Annotated in this window: 24 protein-coding genes and 1 pseudogene; 10 read left to right on the forward strand and 15 right to left on the reverse strand. The window is 72.5% G+C overall.

The genetic code is table 11. The annotated features are described in order from the left end of the window. The first annotated feature begins 104 nt into the window (after window positions 1-104). A complete protein-coding gene (pgm, locus tag AC07DC_RS22225; RefSeq protein ID WP_478916158.1) occupies window positions 105-1760 on the forward strand; it encodes a phosphoglucomutase (alpha-D-glucose-1,6-bisphosphate-dependent) in 1656 nt (551 codons plus the stop codon). Between the two features lie 98 nt (window positions 1761-1858). Further along, window positions 1859-3058, forward strand: a complete 1200-nt coding sequence (locus AC07DC_RS22230) for a serine hydrolase domain-containing protein (protein ID WP_478916159.1) — start codon at window positions 1859-1861, stop codon at window positions 3056-3058. Between the two features lie 79 nt (window positions 3059-3137). Here the strand turns inward: AC07DC_RS22230 and AC07DC_RS22235 are convergent, their stop codons facing one another. Continuing rightward, the gene (locus tag AC07DC_RS22235; RefSeq protein ID WP_478916160.1) at window positions 3138-3980 is read right to left on the reverse strand and encodes a hypothetical protein; all 843 of its coding nucleotides are present in this window, start codon (window positions 3978-3980) and stop codon (window positions 3138-3140) included. A gap of 506 nt (window positions 3981-4486) precedes the next feature. Between AC07DC_RS22235 and AC07DC_RS22240 the strand changes: the two are divergent. The 7 genes and pseudogenes from AC07DC_RS22240 to AC07DC_RS22270 form a co-directional block, all read left to right on the forward strand. Further along, window positions 4487-4600 (forward strand): annotated as a pseudogene (locus tag AC07DC_RS22240) (tyrosine-protein phosphatase); the annotation flags it as partial. An 85-nt stretch (window positions 4601-4685) separates the two neighbouring features. Further along, complete coding sequence (locus AC07DC_RS22245; protein ID WP_478916161.1) at window positions 4686-6473, forward strand: bifunctional phosphatase PAP2/diacylglycerol kinase family protein; 1788 nt, start codon at window positions 4686-4688, stop codon at window positions 6471-6473. Beyond that, the gene (locus AC07DC_RS22250; protein ID WP_478916162.1) at window positions 6412-7365 is read left to right on the forward strand and encodes a YihY/virulence factor BrkB family protein; all 954 of its coding nucleotides are present in this window, start codon (window positions 6412-6414) and stop codon (window positions 7363-7365) included. Before AC07DC_RS22245 ends, AC07DC_RS22250 begins: the two co-directional genes overlap by 62 nt. A gap of 92 nt (window positions 7366-7457) precedes the next feature. Beyond that, on the forward strand, window positions 7458-8288 hold the full coding sequence (locus AC07DC_RS22255) for a phosphatase PAP2 family protein (RefSeq protein WP_478916414.1): 831 nt from the start codon (window positions 7458-7460) through the stop codon (window positions 8286-8288). A 62-nt stretch (window positions 8289-8350) separates the two neighbouring features. Then, window positions 8351-8788 carry an SRPBCC family protein gene (locus AC07DC_RS22260; protein ID WP_478916163.1) on the forward strand — a complete coding sequence of 146 codons (438 nt, stop codon included), beginning with the start codon at window positions 8351-8353 and terminating at the stop codon, window positions 8786-8788. A 73-nt stretch (window positions 8789-8861) separates the two neighbouring features. After that, window positions 8862-9896, forward strand: a complete 1035-nt coding sequence (locus AC07DC_RS22265; RefSeq protein ID WP_478916164.1) for a ribokinase — start codon at window positions 8862-8864, stop codon at window positions 9894-9896. Between the two features lie 69 nt (window positions 9897-9965). Further along, window positions 9966-10589 carry an RraA family protein gene (locus AC07DC_RS22270; protein ID WP_478916165.1) on the forward strand — a complete coding sequence of 208 codons (624 nt, stop codon included), beginning with the start codon at window positions 9966-9968 and terminating at the stop codon, window positions 10587-10589. Between the two features lie 25 nt (window positions 10590-10614). Here AC07DC_RS22270 and AC07DC_RS22275 read toward each other — a convergent pair whose 3' ends face one another. The 7 genes from AC07DC_RS22275 to AC07DC_RS22305 all read right to left on the reverse strand — a co-directional run bounded on the left by AC07DC_RS22275 (window position 10615) and on the right by AC07DC_RS22305 (window position 17485). Next, window positions 10615-11016: a hypothetical protein gene (locus tag AC07DC_RS22275; protein WP_478916166.1), complete on the reverse strand. Its 402-nt coding sequence runs from the start codon at window positions 11014-11016 to the stop codon at window positions 10615-10617. A 244-nt stretch (window positions 11017-11260) separates the two neighbouring features. Then, window positions 11261-11809 (reverse strand): ferritin-like domain-containing protein, encoded by a 549-nt coding sequence (locus AC07DC_RS22280; RefSeq protein WP_478916167.1) that lies wholly within the window; start codon window positions 11807-11809, stop codon window positions 11261-11263. A 137-nt stretch (window positions 11810-11946) separates the two neighbouring features. Further along, the gene (locus AC07DC_RS22285; protein WP_478916168.1) at window positions 11947-13506 is read right to left on the reverse strand and encodes an MFS transporter; all 1560 of its coding nucleotides are present in this window, start codon (window positions 13504-13506) and stop codon (window positions 11947-11949) included. Between the two features lie 276 nt (window positions 13507-13782). Next, window positions 13783-14163 (reverse strand): RNA-binding S4 domain-containing protein, encoded by a 381-nt coding sequence (locus tag AC07DC_RS22290; protein WP_478916169.1) that lies wholly within the window; start codon window positions 14161-14163, stop codon window positions 13783-13785. Window positions 14164-14223: 60 nt separating this feature from the next. After that, window positions 14224-15474, reverse strand: a complete 1251-nt coding sequence (locus tag AC07DC_RS22295) for a glycosyltransferase 87 family protein (protein WP_478916170.1) — start codon at window positions 15472-15474, stop codon at window positions 14224-14226. A 185-nt stretch (window positions 15475-15659) separates the two neighbouring features. Beyond that, the gene (locus tag AC07DC_RS22300) at window positions 15660-16838 is read right to left on the reverse strand and encodes a glycosyltransferase (RefSeq protein ID WP_478916171.1); all 1179 of its coding nucleotides are present in this window, start codon (window positions 16836-16838) and stop codon (window positions 15660-15662) included. A 101-nt stretch (window positions 16839-16939) separates the two neighbouring features. Continuing rightward, the gene (locus tag AC07DC_RS22305) at window positions 16940-17485 is read right to left on the reverse strand and encodes a tetratricopeptide repeat protein (protein WP_478916173.1); all 546 of its coding nucleotides are present in this window, start codon (window positions 17483-17485) and stop codon (window positions 16940-16942) included. A gap of 509 nt (window positions 17486-17994) precedes the next feature. Here AC07DC_RS22305 and AC07DC_RS22310 point away from each other — a divergent pair. Then, complete coding sequence (locus AC07DC_RS22310; RefSeq protein ID WP_478916415.1) at window positions 17995-18621, forward strand: DUF5937 family protein; 627 nt, start codon at window positions 17995-17997, stop codon at window positions 18619-18621. A gap of 32 nt (window positions 18622-18653) precedes the next feature. Here AC07DC_RS22310 and AC07DC_RS22315 read toward each other — a convergent pair whose 3' ends face one another. The 7 genes from AC07DC_RS22315 to egtA form a co-directional block, all read right to left on the reverse strand. Further along, window positions 18654-18998: a hypothetical protein gene (locus AC07DC_RS22315; RefSeq protein ID WP_478916174.1), complete on the reverse strand. Its 345-nt coding sequence runs from the start codon at window positions 18996-18998 to the stop codon at window positions 18654-18656. A 73-nt stretch (window positions 18999-19071) separates the two neighbouring features. Further along, window positions 19072-19320, reverse strand: a complete 249-nt coding sequence (locus AC07DC_RS22320; RefSeq protein WP_478916176.1) for a hypothetical protein — start codon at window positions 19318-19320, stop codon at window positions 19072-19074. 89 nt (window positions 19321-19409) lie between these two features. Beyond that, window positions 19410-20654 (reverse strand): DUF2637 domain-containing protein, encoded by a 1245-nt coding sequence (locus AC07DC_RS22325; RefSeq protein WP_478916177.1) that lies wholly within the window; start codon window positions 20652-20654, stop codon window positions 19410-19412. Window positions 20655-20842: 188 nt separating this feature from the next. Then, window positions 20843-21814 (reverse strand): L-histidine N(alpha)-methyltransferase, encoded by a 972-nt coding sequence (gene egtD / locus AC07DC_RS22330; RefSeq protein ID WP_478916178.1) that lies wholly within the window; start codon window positions 21812-21814, stop codon window positions 20843-20845. Beyond that, window positions 21811-22563, reverse strand: a complete 753-nt coding sequence (gene egtC, locus AC07DC_RS22335; RefSeq protein WP_478916179.1) for an ergothioneine biosynthesis protein EgtC — start codon at window positions 22561-22563, stop codon at window positions 21811-21813. The genes egtD and egtC overlap by 4 nt, the downstream gene beginning before the upstream one ends. Next, complete coding sequence (gene egtB / locus AC07DC_RS22340; protein ID WP_478916180.1) at window positions 22563-23900, reverse strand: ergothioneine biosynthesis protein EgtB; 1338 nt, start codon at window positions 23898-23900, stop codon at window positions 22563-22565. The genes egtC and egtB overlap by 1 nt, the downstream gene beginning before the upstream one ends. Continuing rightward, window positions 23897-25231 carry an ergothioneine biosynthesis glutamate--cysteine ligase EgtA gene (gene egtA, locus AC07DC_RS22345; protein WP_478916416.1) on the reverse strand — a complete coding sequence of 445 codons (1335 nt, stop codon included), beginning with the start codon at window positions 25229-25231 and terminating at the stop codon, window positions 23897-23899. The genes egtB and egtA overlap by 4 nt, the downstream gene beginning before the upstream one ends. Window positions 25232-25240 lie beyond the last annotated feature (9 nt).

Consider the following 25240-nt stretch of genomic DNA (forward strand, 5'->3'; position numbering starts at 1 on the left):
CGTCGGGCACGGAGAATGGCGACAATGCCGAACGACGCGGAACGCCTCGCACCACGGGCACCGGCCCACGGTGGCGGGACGGACCGCACCCGGAGGAGACCCAGATGCCGCACGAGCGCGCCGGACAGCCCGCACTCCCCGCCGACCTGGTCGACGTGGCCCGGCTGGTGACCGCGTACTACACGCTGCGACCGGACCCGGGCGAGGTGGGGCAGCGGGTCGCGTTCGGTACCTCGGGCCACCGCGGTTCGTCGCTGGCGATCGCGTTCAACGAGGACCACATCGCGGCCACCAGCCAGGCGATCAGCGAGTACCGCTCCGGCCAGGGCACCGACGGGCCGCTCTTCCTGGGCGCGGACACGCACGCGCTGTCGGAGCCGGCGCGGGCCACCGCGCTGGAGGTGTTCGCCGCCAACGACGTCACCGTGCTGATCGACAGCGCGGACGGCTACACCCCCACCCCGGCGGTCTCGCACGCCATCCTGGTCCACAACCGCGGCCGCACGTCGGGGTTGGCGGACGGTGTGGTCGTCACGCCCTCGCACAACCCGCCGGCCGACGGCGGCTTCAAGTACAACCCGCCGAACGGCGGTCCCGCCGGTTCGGAAGCCACGTCATGGATCCAGGACCGGGCCAACGAACTGATCGCGGGCGGCCTCAAGGACGTCCGGCGGATCCCCTACGCCCGCGCGCTCGCCGCCGGCACCACGAGCCGCTACGACTTCCTCACCCACTACACCGACGACCTGCCCGCCGTCGTGGACCTGGAGGCCGTCCGGGCGGCCGGCGTGCGGATCGGCGCGGACCCGCTGGGCGGTGCGTCGGTCGCGTACTGGGGCCGGATCGCCGAGCGCCACGGGCTGGATCTGACGGTCGTCAATCCGAACTCCGACCCCACCTGGCGTTTCATGACGCTGGACTGGGACGGGAAGATCCGCATGGACTGCTCGTCCCCGCATGCCATGGCCTCGCTCATCCGGCGGCGCGACGACTTCCAGGTCTCCACCGGCAATGACGCGGACGCCGACCGGCACGGCATCGTGACCCCCGACGCCGGGCTGATGAACCCCAACCACTATCTCGCCGTCGCCATCTCCTACCTGTACGAGCACCGCGGGCAATGGCCGTCGGACGCCGGGATCGGCAAGACCCTGGTCTCCTCGTCCATGATCGACAAGGTGGCGGCGGGCCTCGGCCGGAAGCTGGTGGAGGTGCCGGTGGGCTTCAAGTGGTTCGTGGACGGGCTGCTGGACGGCTCGTTGGGCTTCGGCGGGGAGGAGTCCGCCGGGGCGTCCTTCCTGCGCCGCGACGGATCGGTGTGGACCACCGACAAGGACGGCATCCTGCTGGCGCTGCTCGCGGCGGAGATCATCGCCGTCACCGGCCGCAGCCCGTCGCAGCACTACGCCGACCTCACCGCACGCTTCGGCGAGCCCGCCTACGCCCGGATCGACGCGCCGGCGACCCGCGAGCAGAAGGCCGTCCTCGCCTCGCTCTCCCCCGAACAGGTCCCGGCCGGCGAACTGGCCGGCGAGCCCGTCACTTCGGTCCTCACCGCGGCACCCGGCAACGGTGCGTCCCTGGGTGGCCTCAAGGTCTCCTCCGACAACGCCTGGTTCGCCGCCCGGCCGTCCGGCACCGAGGACGTCTACAAGATCTACGCGGAGTCCTTCCACGGGCCCGAGCACCTCGCCCGGGTGCAGGAGGAGGCGAAGGCCATCGTCTCCAAGGCCCTGGGCGGCACCTCGGCACAGGCCTGACGGCACCCGGCCCGACGGGCACCTGTCCTGACTCTCCGCGCCCGACCGGAGTCACCCACCGCTGGTGTTCATCCACCGGCTGACGAAGGGAACCACCCTTGAGCGGCAGCGGACTGTCCGGCGAACGGCTCGACCGGATGCGCGACGTCATGTCCGGCTACGTCGAACGCGGTGACGTACCCGGACTCGTGACGGTGGTGTACCGGCGCGGCGAGGCACGGGTCGAGGCGCTCGGCACGATGGACACCGGTGGCGCCCACCCGATGCGCCGCGACTCGATCTTCCGGATCGCGTCGCTGACCAAGCCAATCACCGCCGTGGCCGCGATGATTCTGGTCGAGGAGTGCAGGCTGCGGCTGGACGAGCCGGTTGACCGGCTGCTGCCGGAACTCGCCGACCGCAGAGTCCTCAAGCGGCTCGAAGGGCCGCTCGACGACACCGTTCCGGCGCGCCGGCCGATCACCCTGCGGGACCTGTTGACGTTCCGGCTGGGCATCGGCGCGGTACTCGCTCCCCGGGGGACCCACCCGATCCAGCGGGCGATGGACGAGGCCGGCCTCTCTCCCAGTCCGAACCCGCCGGCGATCGGTCCCGACGAGTGGATGAAACGGCTCGGCGCGCTGCCGCTCGTCCACCAGCCGGGCGAGCGGTGGATGTACCACACCGGTTCAGAAGTGCTGGGGGTACTGATCGCACGCGCCGCCGACCAGTCGTTCGCGTCCTTCCTCACAGACCGGATCTTCGATCCGCTCGGCATGCGGGACACCGCGTTCCGCGTGCCGCCGGAGAAGCTGGACCGGCTGCCGCCCAGTTACCGGGCGCTCCCCAAAAACGGGGAACTCGCCCTTCAGGACGACCCCGCCGACAGCCGCTGGGGGCGCCCGGTGGCGTTCCCGTCCGGTGGTGGCGGACTCGTCTCGACGGCCGACGACTACCTGGCCTTCTGCCGGATGATGCTGGACCGGGGACGGCACGGCAGCGAACGCGTGCTGTCCCGGCCCTCGGTCGAACTCATGACCAGTGACCATCTGGCCCCGGAGCAGCGCACCGGAACCCGCAGCTTCCTCGGTCCCGACGAGGGCTGGGGTTTTGGCGTCTCCGTCTCCGTCCGGCGCGTCGATCTGGCGACGACCCCGGGCCGGTTCGGGTGGAACGGCGGCACGGGCACCTCCGCCTACACGGACCCGGGGGAGGACCTCGTCGGAATCCTGCTGACGCAGCGCCACATGGATTCCACCACTCCTCCCGCCGTCTTCCAGGACTTCTGGACCTCGGCGTACCGGGCGATCGACGACTGAGCCGCGGGGTCGTCACCCCGCAGCCGCGCCGGCCCTCCGCTTGCTCACTCAGTACCTGGCCGACGTGGGCAGCCGGGACCTACTGGGTTACGGGCTCGCTCTGCTGCGGGGCGTCGACGGCCGCGGTGATGGTGGTGCCGGCCGGGACGGACTCGTAGTAGACCGAACGGGACTGCTTGGAGCGCAGGGCCGCGGACTTGCGGACCAGGCCCTCGAGCGCGGTGCGCACGCTCATGATGGTGACGGCGCGCTCCGGCGTCGAGATGGCCGTGGCGACCTCCGCCGCCGAGGCCGGTCCGCCCTGCTTGACCAGGTAGTTCTCAACCACCTTCACGAGCTTGTCCGCCTTGGGGGCGGCTGCCTTGCTGTCGGCCGCCTTCGGAGTGGCGGACTTGGCCGTGGCGGTCTTCGCCGGCTTCGCGGTCGTGGACTTGGCCGTGGCGGCCTTCGTCGTGGCGGCCTTCGCCGGCTTCGCGGTGGCGGTCTTGGCCGTGGCGGCCTTCGTGGTCGCGGCCTTGGCGGGCGCGGCCTGGGGAGCGTGCGCGGCGTCGGCCACAGCGCTCTTGGCGTCGTTCTTGCGGCCGCGGCCGGCACGGCCCTGGGTCGGGACCGCCTTGCGCGCGGTACGACGCCTGGCGCCGGGCACCTTCGCCGTCTTCGCGTGCGACGCGACGTGCGTTTCCGGCTCGCTCTTCAGCGGTTCGGCCTGCTCGGAGACGGAGTGCTGCTTCTTCGCGCCGACGGCGCTCTGCATGCTCAGCAGCATCTCGCGGTCCTGGACGAGGACCTCCAGCTCCTTCTGGAGAACCTCGATCTGCGCGAGGACGCGGTCGCGGTCACCTTCGTTCTGCCGCAGATCGGCGGCGACGCGGGCCTCGTACTCGCCCTGCAGACTCTGGCTCTTGGACATGACGTCCGACATGAACACCACTCGCCTTTCGTTGCTCACTTCGCGTCATTGATGACCGTGATGGTAGCCATCAACGTCTGGGGGGATATTCGAAACGGACGCTCACATCACGTCCCCATGGTCCGGGCCGGACCGAGCTGCACCGACATCCGTATGAGTAAGACCATCCCAGTCAACGTCCGCGAAAGCCAACTCGGTTCCCCGGATCCCGTCCGGGAGGTTACATCTTTCAGGCGCGGGAGGATAGAAGCTGGGGTCAGCGTTGACCTGGAAGTGTGCCCGCTCCGGCGGTGAATTCCTTTCCGCTCGCGGCGAGTTGCCCCACTCGGCCGGTGAGCGTCCGGCCGGCTCCAAGGTGTCCGGCGTTCGCGCCGCACGGGAGAAACTCGGCGAACAGTTCGAGTTCGCTCTCCTCGTCGCCGACGCGGAAACGGCCCTCGCACACATGCCTTCCCGGATCCGGGCAGCTGCCTGAGGAAGGGCAGGACCGTGGAGTGACGCGAGTGAATGGGCACATCGTGTTCGAGCGTTTGCACAACTTCCGGGACCCGGGTGGATACCGCGCCGCGGACGCGGGCACCTTCCCCCGGGGACGTCTCCACCGGTCCGACGCGCTCGCGAAACATGTCTCCGATCGGCACTCGGCCTTTCGCCGCTATTTCCCACGGATAGGGCTGCGGCAGGAGTTGTTCGGCCGGGACGGGCAAGAAGCCGCCTATGAGACCAAGCGACGGAGTGGCCGCGCGACGCATCGCCGTACCGCTCGTGATGCATGGTGTGCTGCTGGTGGGCTTCGGCCTACTGCTCACCCGGTGGCTGGTGAAGGTCCCTCCGCTGACCGGGGAGGACGGAATCAACCGGGCTTTCGCCGCGCACCGGTCGGCGGGCTGGAACAGCGTCACGTCGGGGCTGTCCGAGATGGGCAGCACCCGGACCGTCGTACTGATGACCCTGGTCTCCGTGGCCCTGCTTCTGCTGCCGCCGCGCGCACCGCGAAGACGCGAAGCGCTGTTCCTGGGCTCCGCGGTGGCCCTGCAGTCGCTCGTCTTCCTCATGGTGACCGCGAGCGTCGACCGGACCCGTCCGGATGTGGCGCACCTGGACGCCGCCCCGCCGACGTCGAGCTTCCCCTCCGGACACACCGGTGCCTCCATGGCACTCTACGGCGGTCTGGCCGTTCTCGTCCTCGTCCGGCTCCGCAGGACCTGGCGGTACGCGGCGGCCGCTGTTCTGTTCGCCGTTCCCGTGCTGGTCGCGGTGGCACGCCTGTACCGGGGGATGCACCATCCCACCGATGTGCTGTGCGGCCTGCTCAACGGGGCAGGGATCCTGCTGATCGTGGGGCGTTCGCTGCTGCCGGCGCGCGCCCGGCCGCAGGTGCCGGGACAGGCGCGGCCGGCCACGCCTCCGGACGCCCTGGTCGCCCGGCACGGACGGCGGGCCGCCGTCGTGGTGAACCCGACCGTCGTGGACGACGCGCTGCACGACGCGATCCGTCGCACGCTGGGCCGGTACGGCTTCCAGGACGTCTCCTGGCACGGGACGACGGAGGAGGATCCGGGGAACGGAGCGGGACGGCGGGCCACGCTGCGAAAGCCGGACCTGATCGTCGTGTGCGGCGGGGACGGCACGGTGATGGCCTGCGCCGACGGTCTGGCGCACAGCGGGATCCCGACCGCGGTACTTCCCTGCGGCACCGGCAACCTGCTGGCGCGCAACCTCGGTTACCCCCTCGATCCGCTCGCCGCACTCGTCGCGGCGCTGGAGGGCACCGCCCGCCCCATCGACCTCGGGATCGCGGACGGCGACGGCATCTCCGGAGTCCGGTTCGCCGCGATGGCCGGCGCCGGATTCGACGCCGCCGTCGTCGAGGACGCCTCGTCCCGGATGAAGGCGGGCATCGGCTGGGCCGCCTATCTGGTGTCCGGGGTGCGCCATCTGCGCGACCCCGGGATGCGGCTGACGCTGCGGCTCGACGACGGACCGGAACTCGCCCGGCGGGCACGGATGGTCCTGGTGGGCAACGTCGGCACGCTGCAGGGCGGTGTACCCCTGCTCCCCGACGCGCGGCCGGACGACGGACGGTTCGACATCGTGCTGCTCAACCCGAAAGGACCGCTCGGCTGGCTGCGGGCCGCCGGCCATGTGCTCACGCGACCGCGCGGCGACGGTACGTCCAGGACACCGGGTCGCGGCGGACGGTTCGCCGACGGCGCGCTGGAGTACTTCACCGCCCGACGGATCGAGATGATCTTCGAGCGGCCCCAGGCGCGGGAGCTGGACGGCGAACCGGTCGGTGCCGGTCTGCGGCTGGCGATCGAAGTCGATCCGGGCGCCCTGCTGATGCAGCTGCCGGCGACGTCAACGGTGACCCCGCCGAAGGCCGCCGCACCCGCGGCAGCGGGCGGCATCGAGGAACCGGCAGCCCTGACAGGAGCACACGATGGGTACGGCAACGCGCGTTCCACAGACCCGCGACATCACGGGCGACGAACTCTCGGGTGATGACGCCTGGGCCACCCTGCGCCGTTACGGCGGCTGGAAGCTGGTCCGCGACGCCTTCCTGCGCTTCCGGTACGCCGACGGCTTCAGCCACGCGCGGGCGCTGGCCCTGCAGACGGTCCTGTCGCTGGTGCCCTTCGCCATAGCCGTGGTCGGTCTGTCCACCGTCCTGCACGCCGAGGGCATCGGACGGGTGGCCGAACTCACGGTGCTGCGCATATCGAGCGGACCGAGTTCCGACGTCGTCAAGAACGCCCTCACCGACAGCCGCCGTCACGCCGACCAAGGAGGGCAGCTGGCGCTGTGGTTCGGCCTGCTGTTCTCCCTCGTGAACGTCACCACCGCGATGAGCCAGATCGAACGCGGCGCCAACCGCATCTACGGCGTGGAGCGCGACCGGCCCTTCCACCTGAAGTACCGGCGTGGGCTGATGATGACGCTGCTCGCCGGACTGCCCCTCGGCATGGGCTCCATCCTCATGGTCGGCGGCGCGGACATCGCCGGTGCGGCGGCTCAGGTGTACCACTGGACGCCCGACCAGACGACGGCCTGGAACCTGCTGCGCCGGCCGGTGGGCATCCTTCTCGCCCTGCTCTCCGCCTCCGTCATCTTCCGCAGCTCGCCACGCCGCCGGCAGCCCGGCTACACCTGGCTGGCCTTCGGCGCCGCCGTCTATCTGGCGCTGTGGACCCTGCTGACCTGGCTGCTCAGCCTGTACGTCGAGTTCAGCACCTCGTTCAACTCGGTGTACGGCCCGTTGAGCGCCTTCATCTCGCTGCTCCTGTGGTCCTATCTCACGGCGATAGCGCTCTTCATGGGCATCGCCTTCGCCGCCCAGTTGGAGGCGGTCCGGGCCCGGGTCAAGGAGCCGGTTCTCCAGGATCCGGGAGTCTGACCGTGCGGCGCCGCTGCCCGGCCGGGCGAACACCTGCTGCCGGGACTGATGAATCTCCGTCGGAACGGGTAGCCGTCACGGGCATGACGGCAATGTCGCGGTTCCCCGGAAACCTGGTCCGCCGGCTGCCGGGCCCGGACGAACGCCTCGGCGTACGGCTGCTGGCGACGGCGGTGTTGTGCGCCGTGGCCACCGTGCCGTTCGCCTTCGTCCTGGTCCTGGTGGAAGCCCACTGGGGCCCACTGCACCGCGCCGACCGGGGCGCGGCCGAGAACCTGCACCGGGCGGCGCTCGACCACCCGGGCTGGGTGACGGTGCTGCGCTTCCTCACCAACGGGGTGTGGTCGCCCACCGTCATGCGCCTGCTGGTGGCCGCCGTGGTGGTGTGGCTGCTGTACCGCCGTGCCTGGCGACTGGCGGCCTGGGCCGCCGTCACGTCCGCCCTCGGCTCCCTGGTGGGCGTACTGGTCAAGACGGCCGTCGAACGCGCCCGCCCGCAACTGCCGGACCCGGTGGCGCACGCCCCGGGCTACTCGTTCCCGTCCGGCCACGCCATGACCGCCACGACGTCCTGCGGTGTGCTCCTGCTCGTCCTGCTGCCCCTGGTCCCCCGGGGCCTGCGGGCACTGCCGTGGGCGGCGGCGGTGGTCTCCGTGGTGGGCGTCGGCTACACCCGGGTCGCCCTGGGGGTGCACTGGGCGAGCGACGTGGTGGGCGGCTGGCTGCTCGGGCTGGCCGTACTCGCCGCCACCACCGCCGCGTTCCAGACCTGGCGCCGGGAGGCGGGCCTCGCCCACACCTCACCGGCGCAGGGCCTGGAACCCGAACTGGACACCCCCGACACCGCCCCCGAGCCGGCACTCGACCTCGGCCACCACTCCTCGGACCGCACCGCGCCCCCGCCGACGGACAGGCAGCCGTGAGCGCGGGATGTCGCCCGGCGGGGTCCCGGCGTCTCGCGGGCGCGCTCGCGTAGGGTCATGTGGTGGCCTTGTTCCGTGTCGAGTGCTCTTCCCCGCTGCCCGTCGACGAGGTGTGGCGGCGGCTCACCCGCTGGGAGCGCCACGCGGCCCATGTGCCGCTGACCAGGATCACCGTCACCACCCCGCCACCCACCGGGCTCGGCACCGTCTTCGTCGCGCGAACGGGCCTGGGTCCCGTCGGGTTCGACGACACCATGGAGGTCGTGCGCTGGGAGCCACCGGCGCCGGGTGGCACGGGCCGGTGCCGATTGGAGAAGCGCGGCACGGTCGTGCTGGGATGGGCCGAGATCGAAGTGGGCGGGACGGACACCGGATCACGGATCGTGTGGCGCGAGGATCTGCGGGTGTGGAAACTACCGCGGCTGTTCGACAGTCTGACGGCCCGGTCGGGCCGGCTGATGTTCGGCCGCGCGATCAGCGGACTGCTCACGGAGGCGTAGTCCCCCGGGTGCCGCGCCGGCCCGGCACCGGCGACGAAGGCGACAGAGACCTCAACGACGGCGGAGAGCGGCGATGAACGAACGACTGGTCGTGGTCGGCAGTCTCAACATGGACCTGTCGGTCACGGTGCCCCGTCTCCCCCGGCCGGGGGAGACGGTGTCCGGCGCCGACGTCGTCCGCGGGCCTGGTGGCAAGGGCGGAAACCAGGCCGTCGCGGCAGCACGGCTCGGCGCGCGGGTCCGGATGGTCGCCCTGCTCGGAGACGACGCCCACGGTGGGCAACTGCGGGCGGCCCTGGTGGCCGAGGGCATCGACGACAGCGCCGTGGGCACGATCCCGCAGAGCGCCTCCGGGCTCGCGCTGATCGTGGTCCAGCACGACGGCGAGAACACCATCACCCTCTCCCCCGGCGCCAACCACCACCTCGACGCAGTCACCCTGCGGACCCTCACCGACGGGACCGTCGCGAACCGCGCCGACACCGTCCTGCTCCAGCTCGAAGTGCCGCTGCCCACCGTCCTGGCCGCGGCCCGCGAGGCCCGCGCCGCCGGGGCGCTGACCGTGCTCAACGCCGCTCCGCTGCCCGGTCCCGGCCCACTGCCGGCCGAACTCCTGCGTGAGATCGACGTCCTGATCGTCAACGAGACCGAGGCGACCGGGCTGCTCGACACCCGGGACGGCTCCCCGGACAGCTCCGAGGACAACTCCGCGCGCCAGGACGAGGAGTGGCCGGCGCGCGCCGAGCGCCTCCGTCGGCTGGGCCCCACAACCGTCGTGATCACCCTGGGCGCCGCCTGCGCGGTGGCCGCCGATGGCCGGGGCCGGTTCACCGAACCGGGCTTCCCGGCCGACGCGGTGGACACCGTCGGGGCGGGCGACGCCTTCTGCGCCCAACTGGCCGTCGCGCTCGGCCTCGGCCGCCCGCTCGCCGAGGCCGTCCGCCGGGCCTGCGCGGCCGGCGCCGTGGCCGCCACCCGCCGCGGAGCGCAGGACGCGCTCCCCACCCGGGCCGAGGTCGACTCGCTGCTCGCGGAAGCGGCGCCGCGCGCGGAGGTCACCGGCGAGCAGCGCGGACGCGGCGGACCACCGCCGGGATCTCCCCGGTGATCACGGTCCGAGGCAACGGTCTAGCCTGGGAGCGACCCGAGTCGGGTACTCCCGAACGAAGGAAGAGGCATGAACGGCGTCACCGAATTCAGCAACGTCTCCCCGACCACGCTCGCCGACGTTCTGGGGCGCGAGCAGGTCATGGACATCGGCATTCGCCCGCTGTGGCCCTCGATCCCACGCGTTGCCGGCCCGGCGTTCACCGTGCGGTGCCCTCCCGGCGACAACCTCATGCTGCACGCAGCCATCTACCGCGCCGAACCCGGCTCGGTCATCGTCGTCGAAGCGGGTGACGTCGACTACGCACTCGCCGGCGGGAACGTCTGCGCCGTCGCTCAGCGCCGGGGAATCGCGGCGTTCGTGGTCGACGGTGTGATCCGCGATCTCGCCGAGGTGCGCGAGATGGGCTTTCCCGTCTTTGCCAGGGGCGTCATCCCCGTCCCGGGGACCAAGAAGGCCGTTGAGCCGCTCAATGGCACGGTGCGGTGCGGCGGCGTCAAGGTGAGCGCCGGTGACATCGTGGTCGCCGACGAAGAGGGCATCGTCGTCACTCCCGCCGCCCGTCAGGAGCAGGTGCTCCTCGACGCTCGGCGGAAGGTGGCCAAGGAGGCCGACGAATCCCTCGACGCCTGGGAAGCGGCGCATCGCGCCCGCATCGACACGATCCTGGGCGAGAACGGCTTCCAGGACTGATCGGGGCTGCCCGGGACTGCTCGGCTCAGGGGACGTCGTGCCGCGGCGCGCTGCGCGTGCCGCGGTCCAACTGGTGCGTGTGGTGCGCGCGGTGCTTCCGGTGCCAGTGGGGGCGGTGGACGGAAACGACCGCGGCACGGCGCGTCAGGGCTCCGAGGCAGATCAGCGTGACCGTCCAGGTGCCGACGAAGGTGTAGATGAGCGTCGGCGCGTCGGCGCGCACCGCTTCGATCAGCAGGACCAGGGAGCCGGCGGCCAGACCGCCGAGCAGTGCCACCAGCCAGCGGACCGGCGGGCGTCGCACCCGGCGGGAGGCGGGGGCGACCCAACTGGCCAGCCGGCGCAGGAGCCGGCCCTCACGGCGGAAGTTGACCTCCATGCTGCGGAGGATCCGGCGTTCCTCGTCGGTGAGTTCTACAGCGCCCATCGTGTGGGTCCTCCCCCATGCGGCCGAGCGGACTGGTGGCGCGGTGGGTCACGCCGCGCCGTCGCACACTTCGTGGTGGCAGGTCCCCGGCCGGTTCAGCTCCGCTGCGGGAGCGGAGGACCGCCGGCCGGCCGGAGAACTCTGTACTGAAGCCGCTTCCCCGGGGGCGGGGCGGCAAACACCCGTGGCACAACAGGGCGTTGGGACCCGAGTGCGGACCTCGGCGCGCGGCCGACTCGGACGGTCAGCGGTCCGACTTCTCCTGCGGGATCCGCTCCAGCAGCCCGCGCAGGTCGTCCGCGTGCTCCTCCTCCTGCGCGAGGAGTTCCTCGAACACCCGGCGGGTGGTGGGGTCACCGGTGCCGAGCCACTGGGCGATCTCCGTGTAGGAGGCGATGGCGACACGTTCCGCCACCAGGTCCTCCTTGATCATGTCGATCAGGCCGAGGCTCGCGTCGTACTCGGCGTGCGACCGCTTGGTCAGGGTGTCCGGGTCGAAGTCCGGCTCCCCGCCCAACTGGACGATCCGCTGGGCCAGCTTGTCCGCGTGCGCCTGCTCCTGCTGGGCGTGCTCCAGGAACTCGGCGGCGACGGGTTCGGAGTACAGGCCGGTGGCCGTGAAGTAATGCCGCTTGTAGCGCAGCGTGCACACGATCTCGGTGGCCAGTGCCTCGTTCAGCACCTGGATGACCCGGTTCAGGTCGGCGCCGTAGGCATCCGTCACCGGACCCTTCTCGATCTCCTTGCGTGCCCGGCTCCGGAGAGTTTCGATGTCGGTCAGGAACTCCGCCATGTCGTTCAACCGTCCTTCGTGGTCTGCGGCCAAGGCGGACGGGAGACCCGTCCACGCGCTGCGCGTACCCGGTCATTCCACGGGGTACGCCCTCGCGGGCAAGAGATCAGCCACCCGGCCCCGGCCCACGGCGGCCGTCAGCCGATGTTGCACTTGCGGGCGGTCAGCGGCGGGCCGTCCACCGCGCAGTGCATGCGCGGCGCGGGCTGCTCCTCGTCCTGGGGTACTCCCGGTTCCTCGGCCGGCGGCGGGGCGGTGGTGCGGATCGTGGCGGCGGCCAGGGCCGCGCCGGTGGCGAGGAGTGCCGCCGCGATGACCAGCGAGAGGTGGAATCCGTGCGCGAACGCCTCGGGGTCGTCGTAGCTGCGGCCCGACAGTCCGGTGACGGCGGGGAGCGCGGCGACGGCGATGAGGCCGGCCGCGCGGGCGACGGCGTTGTTGACCCCCGACGCCACCCCGGCGTGCTCGGCGCCGACGGCGTCCAGGACCGTGGCGGTGAGCGGGGCGACCAGGACGGCCAGGCCGAAGCCCAGCACGACGACGGCCGGCAGGACGTCCCGCACGTAGTCGGCGTCCGGTCCGACGCGGAACATCAGCAGGACCGCTGCCGCGCAGATCAGCGGGCCGACCGTCATCGGCAGCCGGGGCCCGATGCGCTGCGAGAGCCGGCCGAAGCGCGCGGAGAGCAGCAGCATCATGATCGTGATCGGCAGCATCGCCGTCCCGGCGGCGAGCGGCGAGAATCCGGAGACGACCTGCAACTGGACGGCGAGCAGGAAGAAGACGCCGCCGAAGGCTCCGTAGACGGCGAACGTGACCCCGTTCGCGGCGCTGAACTGCCGTGAGGAGAACATGCTCAGCGGCAGCATCGGGTGGGCCTGGCGCGCCTCGGCGACGAGGAAGCCGGCGAGGGCGGCGACGCCCAGCACGGCGCTGACGATCACCGTCGCCGATCCGGTCCCGTGCTCCGGGGCGGCGATGATCGCGTAGGTGATGCCCGCCAGCGCGACGGAGCTGAGGGCCGCGCCGAGCACGTCGATCCGGCCGGTGGCCGCCGGATCGCGGGTCTCGGGTACGTGCCGCTGCGAGATGAGGACGACGGCGACGGCGAGCGGGGCGTTGATGAGGAACACCCAGCGCCAGGACGCCGCCTGGACGAGCCAGCCGCCGAGGAACGGGCCGATCGCGGTCGCGACGCCGCCGAAGGCGGACCAGGCGCCGATCGCCCGCGCCCGGTCCTCCGGGTGGAAGGACGCCTGGATCATGGCCAGGCTGCCGGGCATCAGCAGGGCTCCCCCGACGCCCTGCAACGCCCTGGCGGCCAGCAGCCAGCCGGCCGAGGGCGCCAGCCCGCACAGCAGGGACGCGGCGGCGAACCACAGGACGCCGATGTTGAAGACCCGGCGCCTGCCGTACCGGTCGCCCAGCGCTCCGCCCAGCAGGATGAGCGAGGCCAGCGCGACGGTGTACGCCGTCACCGCCCATTGCAGGGTGCCGAAACCGGCGCCGAAGTCACGGCCGATCGCCGGCAGGGCGATGTTGACGACGGTGGCGTCGATGCCGGCGAGCGCCGATCCCAGGACCGAGGCCACCAGCACCCATCGCCCGGCGGCCGACCCGACGTGGATCTCGCCGGCCCTTCCGGATCCGCCGGCCTTCCCTGTCCCGTCCGGTTTCCGGCGGGTCTCCTTCGACATCGAGAACATGGCCGGGCCTACCGTCCTGTTCCGGGCAGCCGGCACGGCGCCGCGCCGGCGGTCGTCCGACGGTCCGCGCCGGTGGCGGGTGCGGGCCCGCGGTCCGGGAACTCGATCGGGTCCGTGATGACCGCCTCCCAGGTCCGCGCTGCGCGATCCGGCGGGCCGGAAACCCGGCCGGCACGACTCACGCTATGTGCGCCGATCACCCACGGCAAGCGGTCCGGGGCCCGGACTGCGACCACCCGCGACCGGCGGCCCCGTTCCGGTGCTGCGTCAGGCGTCGATGTCCCGCAGGCGCTCCATCTCCCGCCGGTCGCGCTTGGTCGGGCGGCCCGTTCCGCGGTCGCGGTGGCCGATCGCCAGGATGTCCTCACGGGCGGGCGGCGGCGGACTGTTGTCGACGAAGCACTCCGCGGCGACGGGCGCCCCGACGCGCTTGCGCACGATGCGCGAGACGACCACGATCCGCTCGGCGCCCTCACCGCGCAGCCGTACCTCGTCCCCGGATCGCACCGTGTGGGCCGGTTTCACCCGTTCGCCGTTGACCCTGACGTGGCCGGCGCGGCACGCCGCGGCGGCCATCGACCGGGTCTTCGTCAGCCGTACGGACCAGATCCAACTGTCGACCCGTACGGTCCCCTCGTCTGCAGCCATGACACGACCTTAAACCGGTCCGTCCTCGGGTCGGCGCGGACCGGCACGGCCGGTACGGGGTCAGCCGCCGCCGACCGCCCCGCTCTCCAGGGCCACCCGCCGCAGCCCGGCACGGCGCCCGGTCGCGCGGGAGGTCCGGCGGGACGGGACCGCCGCGCGCCACAGCCGTACGCACGACAGCAGGGTCGCGGCCGCCAGCAGGCTGTTGCGTGCCACCAGGACGGCGACGCCCTGCCAGGAGCTGTTCAGCACGGCGCCGAAGAACAGCGGGAAGTCCACCGCGGTGACGGCGGTGGCGAGGAGCAGCAGCACCGCCACCGGGCGCTGGGTGGTGCCGCGCACCGTCAGGCACACCGCGGCGAGCGCGATCAGCCAGATCAGGTACTGCGGGCTGATCACCCGGCTGGTGGAGGTGAAGAGCAGCACCGCCGTCAGCGCCGCGTCGTACACCGTGGCCTCGTTCCAGATCCGGGCGCGCCAGCGCCACAGCAGCAGCCATCCGAAGGCCACGGCGGTCAGCAGCAGGGAGGCGCGGGCGACGGTGGAGACGTACGGGCCGAGGAACTCGAACGAGCCGTAGTGCAGCTTGACGCGGCCGGGCCAGCCGCCGAGCCGGGCCAGGTGCAGCAGGGTGCCGCCCATCGACTCGACCTCCACGCCCCGGTTGCTCTGCGAGGACAGGAATCCGAACGTTCCGCGGAAGCCGAGCGCCAGCACCGTCAGCAGCACGGCGGCGGACGCCAGGACCGCGCTCCAGGCCTGGCGGGTGGACCGGCCTCTGGGGGTGCCGAGCACGACGAGCGCCGGCCAGACCTTGATCATCGCGGCGATTCCGGCGAGGGCGCCGCCGAACCACGGGCGCCGGGTGAGGGCCAGCAGCGAGACCACGGCCAGCGCGGTGACCGCCACGTCGAATCGCGCGAAGGGCAGTGCCAGCAGCAGGGGCAGGCCGCCCGCCCACAGCCAGGCGCCGGCCGCGCTGCCGCGCTCGCCGGCGGGGCCGGTGCGCGCGGCGCGCACCAGGGCCAGCACCACCACCGCGTCGGCCAGCACCATCAGGGCGACGAACCCCTGCAGGTACGTGGCCACGGGCAGCAGATCGGGCGCGAGCATGACCAGCCCGGCTCCCGGCGGGTACTGCCAGGTGACGTCGCCGGCGGGGAACGATCCGGCTTCCAGCTCGCCCGCCCAGCGCGCGTACAGCCGGTGCACCTCTTCGGCGATGTCCCCGTGGCCGGTGCGCAGCATCGCCAGCATCACCAGCCGTGACGCCACCCAGTAGGCGGCCAGCGGCCACCACCGGGAGTCCATGCCGCTTCCAGCAGGCGTCGTACGCTCCCGGTCCGTTTCGCACGCGCATCCCGTGCACTCGGCCTCACCGCACGACGCCACCCGAACCTCCACAGTCCACGCCACCCGCCAACCACACCACCCCAGACGCTAAAACATCACAAAACCCGCCAATTGACCAACACGCTGAAATCGTTCACCAAAGCTCAGCCTGCCGAGCCGGACAGGCCGCCCTGGTCCGCCACCAGGCGTTCCAGGAGCGTGACAGCGTGGGCGGAGCCCGGCAGGGCGGCGATCTCCTTCCGCAGGCGTTCGGCGGCCAACCGGTAGGAGGGGTCCGCCAGTACCTCGACGACCGCCTCGCGGACGAGGTCCGAGGTGGCCTCCACCGCGTCGAGCACCTGGGAGACTCCCAGCGCGGCACAACGGGCCGCGTTCTGGGGCTGGTCGGCCCCCATCGGGATCAGCACCGACGGCAGACCGTGCGCCAGCGCGCCGATCACGCTGCCGGAGCCGCCGTGCGAGACGACCACGTCGCAGTGCGGCAGCAGCGCCCGCTGGGGAACGAACCGCTCGATGCGTACATGGGCGGGCTGCGGTCCGAGCTCCTCGGGGTCGATGTCCTTGCCGACCGTCACGACCACGTTGATCGGGAGCTCGCGCAGTCCCTCCAGCACGCGCGCGAAGAGGTCGCCGGACTCCACGTTGAACACGGTGCCGAGGGTGAAGTAGACGGTCGGGGCGTCGCCCAGCTCCTCGATCCACGCCGGCACGGCCGCATCCGCCACGGCGTCGAGACCGCGCGGCCGGAGCGCCTGCCCGGTGGGAGGCAGCGGGAACTCCGGGTTGCGGAAGCCGGGCGGGAAGGGCGCCAGGACGAGGTGGCGGCCGAGCATGTCCAGACCGGGGTCGGCGGGCAGGCCGTGTGCGGCGCGCAGTTCGTTGAGTGGCTCCGCGATCAGGTGGTGCCGTACGAAGGAGCCCTCGGCGATGACGAGCACGCGCGCGTACGGCAGCCCCAGGCGCTCGGCCACGACCACGCTGCCGAAGTCCATCTCCTCGCACACCAGCAGATCGGGCCGCCACGCGGCGTACAGGTCGACCCCGCTCCCGGCGCGCTCACGCGCCATGCTGCCGGCGAAGGCCTCCCGCAGGACCCGGTCCTCGCGCTCGCCACTGACCGCGAGCAGCGGACGCCGCTCCGCCTGCCACTCGTCGCCGGTGTCCGCCTCCAGGACGGCGAACCCCGCCGCGGCCACCGCCCTCGCCATGCTGGGACGACAGGAGAACGCGACGGTGTGGCCGGCCTCCCGTGCGGCGTCCGCAATCGGGATCAGCGGTTCGAAGTGGCCGTTTCCTCCGACGAAGGTGAACAGAATGCGCACCGTGGCGTCCCTTCTCGCTCGCGAAGGTCGACATCATGCCATTGCTCCGCGAGGGCGAGACGGGAACGACCGGGAACGACCACGAACCGGCCCGTTCGGCATTACTCGGCGGGATCGGGTTCCACCAGCAGCCGGGCGTAGTTGGCCGCCGATCGCTGGTAGCGGGGCAGGTGGCCGGCGAGCGCCGTCAGCGCGATCGACACCGCTTCGCGCTCGCGGCCGGTGTCCGCCAGGGCGAGGGCGAGGAAGACGGTGACCGCGTCGTCCAGGTGGTCGGAGCCCGCGTCCCGCTCGGCCGTCAGCAGGGCGACGCTCTCCGACGCACGGCCGAGGTTGCGCAACGAGCTGGCCAACTGGATCACGGCCCGGCGCCGGCGCTCACCCGACAGCCCGACGCCGAGCGCCTGCCGGTACAGCGGGACCGCCAGGTCGGAGTGACCGGTCGAGTCGAACGAGGCGGCCCGTTCGAAGATCGCGGCCGGATGGTCCGGCGGCAGCTCGGCGGCGAGCTTCTCCATCCGGGCCAGGAAGTCCTCCTCGCTGCGACTGTCGATGGACGCCCACAGCTCCGCCGTCCGCTGCTCCCACCCGGCGTCGGTCCCGGCCGTCGCGTTCGTCGCACCGGCCGCGTTCGTGGTGTCGTTCATGTCGTGCTCCCCTCACGGTCGCCCCGCCGATCGGCGGCGCTGCTCATGCGGGCCATCCTGCGAGCATTGCTAGGCTCCTCACCAGTCATTCGGCCCGTACCGAATCACTCACCGGGACACTCGACCCCCGCGGGGAGCACACCATCGCCGTCACTCTGCGGTTCAGCCCTGCCGACCTGCGGCGATGCCGCTTCGCGGTCTCTCCGGCGCTGGAAACCCTCGCCGCGATCCGCGTCGCCACCGGGGAGCAGGGTCCCGGCCACCACCAGCGGTGGCTGGACTCCGTCCGCCCCCGGCTCGGCACGCTCGACCTGCGGCCGATCACGCTTCTGCAGCCCCGGCGCGGCTACACCCCCGATTTCCTGTCACCGCCGCCGACCGGTCCGCTCGCCACATTCGACGAGGACCTCGCCCGCATCGCGGCGACCCCGCCGGAGCAGGTCCGCGCCGAGATCGTCCGCTCGCTCCAGGAGAGCCCGGGAGCGGCGGACAGCGAGATCGGCCGGCTGCTGCTCGGCGAGCCGGCCGGCGTTCTCGATCTGCTGACCCGGCTGGTCCGCGAGGCGTGGCACGAGCTGGTCGAACCGGTCTGGCCGCGGGTGCGCGCCCTGCTCGACGCCGATGTCGGTTTCCAGTCCCGGCGGCTGGCCGAGGGGGGTCTCGACCGGCTCTTCGCCGAGCTCCATCCGATGCTGCGCTGGCACGACAACGTCCTGACCCGGGAGTTCGGCGACGACGACCGGCGCGACCTGCACGGCGAGGGGCTGGTGCTGGTGCCCAGCGCCTTCAAGTGGGACGAGGTGGTCATCGTCGTGGACCCGCCCTGGCAGCCCACCGCCATCTACCCGGTCCGCGGCCTCGGCACCCTGTGGCAGCCGCCGCGCGGCACCGGGCATGCCGCGCTGGCCCGGCTGATCGGCCGCACCCGGGCGGCGCTGCTGACGGGTCTGACCGAACCGGCCTCGACCTCCGCGCTCGCCCACCGCCACGCCCTCGCGGGCGGCACCGTCTCGGAGCACCTCTCGGTCCTGCGGGACGCGGGCTTCGTCGTCGGCGAGCGCCACCGCCACGAGATCCGCTACCGCCGCACCGAACTCGGCCACGCGGTGGCGGAGCGAGGGCACGGCAGTAGCTAGCGCCGCCCCGACGTCGGCCGGCGCGTGCGGTGTCAGGCCGTCGGGCGCTCGTAGAGCCGGTTGAGCCGGTGGTCCAGGGCGACCAGGTCGGGATGGCGGGCGACGAAGCGCTTGCCGCGCTCCCGCTCACGGACAGCGTCGCGAACGCTGCGCCGGGCCGCCCGGTGGAGCGCCGCGGCGAAACGGACGGCCGGTTGCCCGGCGGCGGCCAACTCCGCGGCCACGGCACGGAACTCCGCATCGACCTCGGCGAGATGGGGACCGCGCCGGTCGGCCGCGTCCTCGACCGCGAGCCGGGCCTCGGCCCGGTCGATGCCCAGTCGTACGGCAAGCCGGAACGCGATCGTGTCCAGAACACGCTGCTGCTCGGGCGTCATGGAACCAGTGTTGCGCACGCACCGCCGCCGCGATAGCGTGCGCGACCCTCTCGTACGGGGGCAGGACCGCACGTCAGTCCTGGGGCGCGCCGTCCGGAGGGTCGATCCGCCGGGCTTCCTCGGCGCGGCGGCGCAGCGTGTTGCGCCGATATCCGGCCACGGCGATCAGCACGCCTGCGGCAAGGCTGACCGCGACCCACAGTCCGAGCCACTCCAGAACAGTGATCACCAGCGACGCCACCTCCTTGTCTCGCCGGCTGCGCAGGGGCAGCCGGCGGCGGGTGAGGCGAACCCGCCATACGACGCATTGGTCGCGGATCATGCCGAACCGCCTTGAGGGGAGTGTCCCAGCCTCCCGACGCCGGGGAGAACCGATTCCCGCAACGGTCACTCCTGCGGGGGCGGTTGTTCTCAGACCTCCACGCCGTATTCCGCTCCCGACCGCTCCTCCTCGTAGCGTTCCCGCAGTTGGCCGGCGTAGCGGCGCAGGCTGTCCGGGCTCAGCGGCTGACCGCCGCGGCCGGAGACCTTGTAGCGGACGAAGAGGATCTTCGCGAGGTCGTCGAAGGTCGGGTACTGGCCCAGGGCGTCGGTCAGTTCGACGAACGCCGCGTAGATGGTGTCGAGGCGCGAGGCTCCGGCCACCGGCCCCTGCTCGGGCGCCGGCTCCGGCGCGGACCCGTGCTCCGGCGCCGGATACGCGCCGGGTTCGCCGGACTCGTCCGCGGGCAGCACCGGCACCGGCGTGAACCAGAGGTTCTCGTACCCCTCGTCCCCCTCGTCCTGCGCGGGCTGCCCCGGGTGGGCCCGGCCGTCGACGCTGTCCGGGCCCGGTGCGGCGGACTGCTCGTGCCGGGTGGCTCCGGCTTCCTGGTCTTCCGCTCCCGCGGTCGCGGGGGTGGCGCCGTCCGGTCCGCCGACCGCCTCGTGGCCGGAAGCACCCGCGGTGACAGCGGGCAGGGTCGGGATGGTGATGCCGGCGGCGGCGAGGCCGAGGGCGGCGGTTTCGGCGAGGGGGATGCCGTAGCGGGCCAGTCGCAGTGGCATGAGGGCTTCGACGGGTGCTTTGCGGCGCCAGGCCCGGCCGTAGCGGGCCTGCAGGCGGGCCTGGTAGACGAGGCGGTCCTGCTCCAGGCGGATGACCTGGTCGTAGGAGCGCAGCTCCCACAGTTTCATGCGGCGCCACAGCTTGAAGGTGGGGAAGGGGGCCAGCAGCCAGCGGGTGAGGCGGACCGATTCCATGTGCTTGTCGGCCGTCAGGTCCGCGACCCGGCCCACCGCGTGGCGGGCCGCCTCGACGCAGACGACGAAGAGCACCGGGATGATGCCGTGCATGCCGACCCCGACCGGGTCGGGCCAGGCGGCAGCCCCGTTGAACGCGATGGTGGCCGCGGTCAGCAGCCAGGCGGTCTGGCGCAGCAGCGGGAACGGGATCCGCATCCACGTCAGCAGCAGGTCCAGCGCCAGCAGCACCACGATGCCGGCGTCCACACCGATCGGGAAGACGTTCGCGAACCAGCCGAAGCCCTTGTTCTGCGCGAGCTCCCGCACCGCGGCATACGATCCCGCGAAGCCGATCGCGGCGATCACCACCGCACCCGCGACGACCACACCGACAAGAATCCGGTGCGTCCGGGTCAAACGTATCGCGGGCACCCGCGACCCTCCTGTAGGTGTCGTACATCAGTTCTGCGGTGCCCAGAGTCTCATGGGCGGGGCCGACCGGAACTGACCCCCCTGCACGAGCCGTGCCCTGCCCCTCGGACACCCCGCCATGAGCCGGCTCCCGCACCGCCATCGGCGGTGCGGGAGCCGGTCACAGGTGCCCGCTTCGGAGCGCGACCTCAGCGCGGGACGGACAGCGAGAGCCCGAACCGGCCCTCCTCGTCGGTCCACCAGTGGCGCAGGTCGAGCCCGCAGGCGTCGAGTTCCTCGCGCAGGCCCTCCTCCCGGAACTTCGCCGAGATCTCGGTGCGCATCTCCTCGCCCGGCTCGAAGGTGGCCGCGAGGTCCAGCTCCGGGATCTTCACGGTCTGATGCGAGCGGGCCCGCAACCGCATCTCGATCCACTCGTGTTGCCGGTCCCACAGCGCTATGTGGTCGAACTCGCCCGGGTCGAAGTCGGCGCCGAGTTCGCGGTTGATGACATGCAGCACGTTCTTGTTGAACTCCGCCGTCACCCCGGCCCCGTCGTCATAGGCGGCGACGAGGGTGGCCTCGTCCTTGACCAGGTCCGTACCGATCAGCAGCGCGTCACCGGGGGCGAGTCCGGCGCGGACGGCGGCCAGGAAGTGCGCGCGTTCCACGGGCAGCAGGTTGCCGAGGGTGCCGCCGAGGAAGGCCACCAGCCGCGGCCCCTCGGCCCCGGGCACGTGCAGGTCGCCCTGGAAGTCGCCGATGAGGGCGTCGACCCGCAGCCCTGGGTACTCGGCGAGCAGCGCGTCTCCGGCCTGTTGCAGGGCCGCCTCGCTGACGTCCACGGGTGTGTACACCTTCAGCGTCCCGGCGGCGAGCAGGGCGTCGAGGAGCAGCCGGGTCTTGTCGGACGATCCGGAGCCGAGCTCGATGAGGGTGGCCGCTCCCGTTGCGGCGGCTATCTCATCGGCTCTGGTCTGCAGGATCTCCCGTTCCGCGCGGGTGGGGTAGTACTCCGGGAGCCGGGTGATCTCCTCGAAGAGCTCGCTGCCGCGGGCGTCGTAGAACCACTTGGGCGGCAGCCACTTGGGATCCGCGGTGAGCCCTTCGCGTACGTCGGCGCGCAGGGCGTCGGCGGTGGCGTCGGCGGGCAGGCGGCGGGTGAGCGTGAAGGTACTCAACGGTTCGGCTCCTTGAGCGTGGTGAGCTGGATCTCGCCGGGGGTGGCGACGAGCAGGGTCCGGTCCGGGACCCTGACCCAGTCGTCCGCGTCGTCGTGGGGTTCCGAGACGACGAGGACGGAACGGTCCGGCTCGTGGCGGTAGTAGAGGGTGTCGCCCCAGGTGGTGGCGGCGATGGTGGCACCGTCGGTGAGTAGGAGGTTGAGGCGCCCGCGGTCGTGCGGGGCGAGGTCGGCGACGGTGCCGGCGAGTGCGTCGCCCGGCGGCTCCCCGGCCCGCAACCGGTGCAGTGCGAGGGCCCAGACGAAGGCGGAGTCGCAGCGCGCGTCGAGGGAGAGCAGCTCCGCGGCGGAGAGTCTGGCCGCGGCGGGCTCCAGGGTCGCGGGCCAGCCGGTGAGCGCGCCGTTGTGGCTGAAGAGCCAGCGGTCGGCGGTGAAGGGCGCCGCGGCGTTCTCGCCCGCCGCGCCGCCCTCGGTCGCCGAGCGGACGGCGGCCAGCAGCGCGCCGGTGGTGACGACCCGGGCGAGGTCGGGGAAGGAGGCGTCGGCCCAGATCGGTCCGGCGCGGCGGTAGCGGGCGGGCACCGGATCGCGCTCCGCGTACCAGCCGACGCCGAAGCCGTCGGCGTTGACAGTGCCGTAGCGCTGCTCGCGGGGCGCCCAGGACTGCCGGTACAGGCTGTGCTCCGGCTCGGTGAGCACGGTGCGCAGCGCGACGGGCGGCCCGAGGTAGGCCAGATGTCGGCACATCAGTGACCGTCCTGGGAGCGCGCGGTGCGGAAGCCGGAGAAGATCTGCCGGCGTACGGGGTGGTCCCAGTTGCGGAAGGTGCCGCGGCAGGCCACCTGGTCGACGGAGAACGCTCCGCCGCGCAGCACCTTGTAGTCACCGCCGTAGAAGACCTCGCTGTACTCCGGGTACGGCCACGCGGCGAATCCGGGATAGGCCAGGAAGTCGCCCGAGGTCCATTCCCAGACGTCGCCGATGAGCTGGCGCACGCCCAGCGGGGAGGCCCCGGCGGGGTAGCTGCCGGCGGGGGCGGGCCGCAGGTGCCGCTGGCCGAGGTTGGCGTGTTCCGGGCCCGGGTCCTCGTCCCCCCACGGGTAGCGCCGGGAGCGGTCGGCGGCCGGGTCGTGGCGGGCGGCCTTCTCCCACTCGGCCTCGGTGGGCAGCCGGCGTCCGGCCCAGCGGGCGTAGGCGTCGGCCTCGTACCAGGACACGTGCAGGACGGGCTCGGCCGCGGGCACCGGTTCCGTGACACCGAAGTGCCGGCGCCGCCACTGGCCGCCCTCCTGGCGCCAGTACAGCGGGGCGTAGAGGCCGGCCCGCTGCCGGTGCTCCCAGCCGGGGCCCGTCCACCAGCGGGGGTCGTCGTAGCCGCCGTCGGTGATGAACTCCAGGTAGGCGCCGTTGGTGACGGGTGTCGTGTCGATGTGGAAGGCGTCGACCTGGACGCGGTGGGCGGGGCGTTCGTTGTCCAGCGCCCAGGGTTCCGTGGAGGTGCCCATGGTGAACGGTCCGCCGGGCACCAGGACTTCGCGCGGCAGCGTCGCGGCGTCGGCCGGCGCGGCGGGGGGCGACGGTGCGGTGAGGACGGCGGGGCCGGTCCTCAGCTGATGGGTGATCAGCATGGTCTCGTCGTGCTGCTGTTCGTGCTGGGCGACCATGCCGAAGGCGAATCCCGCGTCGAGGAGGCCGCTGCCGTGCAGCGGGGTCTTCTCGATGAGGTCCAGGACGCGGCCGCGGACCTCATGGTTGTATCCGCGGGCCTCACCGGGCGGGAGCAGGGGCAGCCGGGGCCGTTCCGCGCGCGGGTGCTCGAAGGCGTCGTAGAGGGAGTTGATCTCGCTGGGAAAGATGGGCTCTTGACCGCCGACGGTGCGCAGCAGCCACAGCTCCTCCTGGTTACCGATGTGTGCGAGGTCCCACACCAGGGGCGACATCAACGGGGAGTGCTGGGCGGTGAGGTCCGGGTCGTCGACGCATTCGGTCAGGGTCCGGGTACGGTCGCGCGCGGTGGTCAGGGCCGCCGCGATGCGGTCGCGCAGCGCGTCCTCGTCCTGACGGGGGGCGGTGCTGTCGTTCACGCGCGCTCCTCCTTGTTCGGCGTGCCGGTCCGGGCCGCCGGCCGGCCGGCCGCGGTCCGGACCTGGTCGATCAGGTCGTCGGCGGGACATCGGCCGCGCGCGATGTAGCGCTCGGCGAATTGGGTGACGGTTGCCTGTACGTGCCCGGGCGCGCCCATCCCGGGCAGCGCGTCCAGGGCGGCCCGGAAGCAGGCGTCGGCCGCCCTGCGCAGGGCGGGGTCGGTCAGGCCGCGGCGGGCCGCGCGGACCCACAGCGGGTTGCGCGGGGCGGGCGGGCCGCCCACGCCCAGCGGCAGGAGGGCCCGTAGCGCCGTCTGGTGGGCGACGGGGTCGTCGAACAGGGCGGTGACCACGGCCAGCGGCACGATCCAGCCGTCCTCGCCGGGCTGCGCGTCGATCATGCGCAGTTCCAGGTGGCCCTGGGGGCGGACGGGCGGGAACAGGGTGGTCAGGTGGTAGCGCAGATCGTCGAGGGTGGGTGCGGTGCCCGCCGGGCCGCCGTTGGCGATCCAGTCACGGAAGGTGAGCCCGGTGGGCGCGGTCCAGGGCAGGCCGTCCTGCTGCCGTATGCACATCACCGGAGCGTCGAGGGCGTAGCCGGCCCAGGCGTCGCGTGGATCGCGGTCCAGGGGCGGGGCCAGGGTGCGGGCGGTGTCCATCAGGGACCACACGGCCTGGCGGGTGGACCGCCAGCCGCTGGGGCGGCCCTGGCGCAGCGGCGAGTTGGCGAACGCGGCGACCAGGACGGGACCCAGCAGGTGGGCCAGCCGCCAGCGGGAACGGAGGCCCTGCGGGCCGGGGGTGTCGGTGCCCGCGTCCACGCAGACCTGCACGGAGGCGGTGCTGCACATCATGGAACGGCCGGCGGTGCCGCCGCGGTCGAAGTACTCCTCCATCGCGACGTACCGCGGGAGGTCCAGGATGCGGCGGGGTGAGCGAAAGGGGTCGTGGCCGTGGCCTGCGGCGACGATGCCCCGGGCCTTGAGATGGCCGCGGACGGCGGCCAGGTCGGCCGAGGTCTCCTCGACGCATTGGGCGAGGGAGTCGGCGGGGCGGGAGCTGAGTTCTATCTGGCCGCCCGGCTCGCGGGTGAGGGCGGCGTTCAGCGGGAGTTGCTCGAGGCCGCTGACGGCTTCTGCCAGCCGGCCGGGGTCGATATGGAGGGCCGGGTCGTGCATGTCGTACAGAAACCATTCGAGCTCGGTACCGATTCTGGTCGGTGGTCCGGTCTTGAAACAGATGCCGTGTATGAACAGCTCGGCCTCTGCCTCGGTGACCGGCCCGGCGGAACCGGGCTGCCGCCGGGCCGGTCGCCTGGCGGTGCCTGCCATGTCATGGCG

The sequence above is a fragment of the Streptomyces sp. NPDC045021 genome (assembly GCF_056432645.1).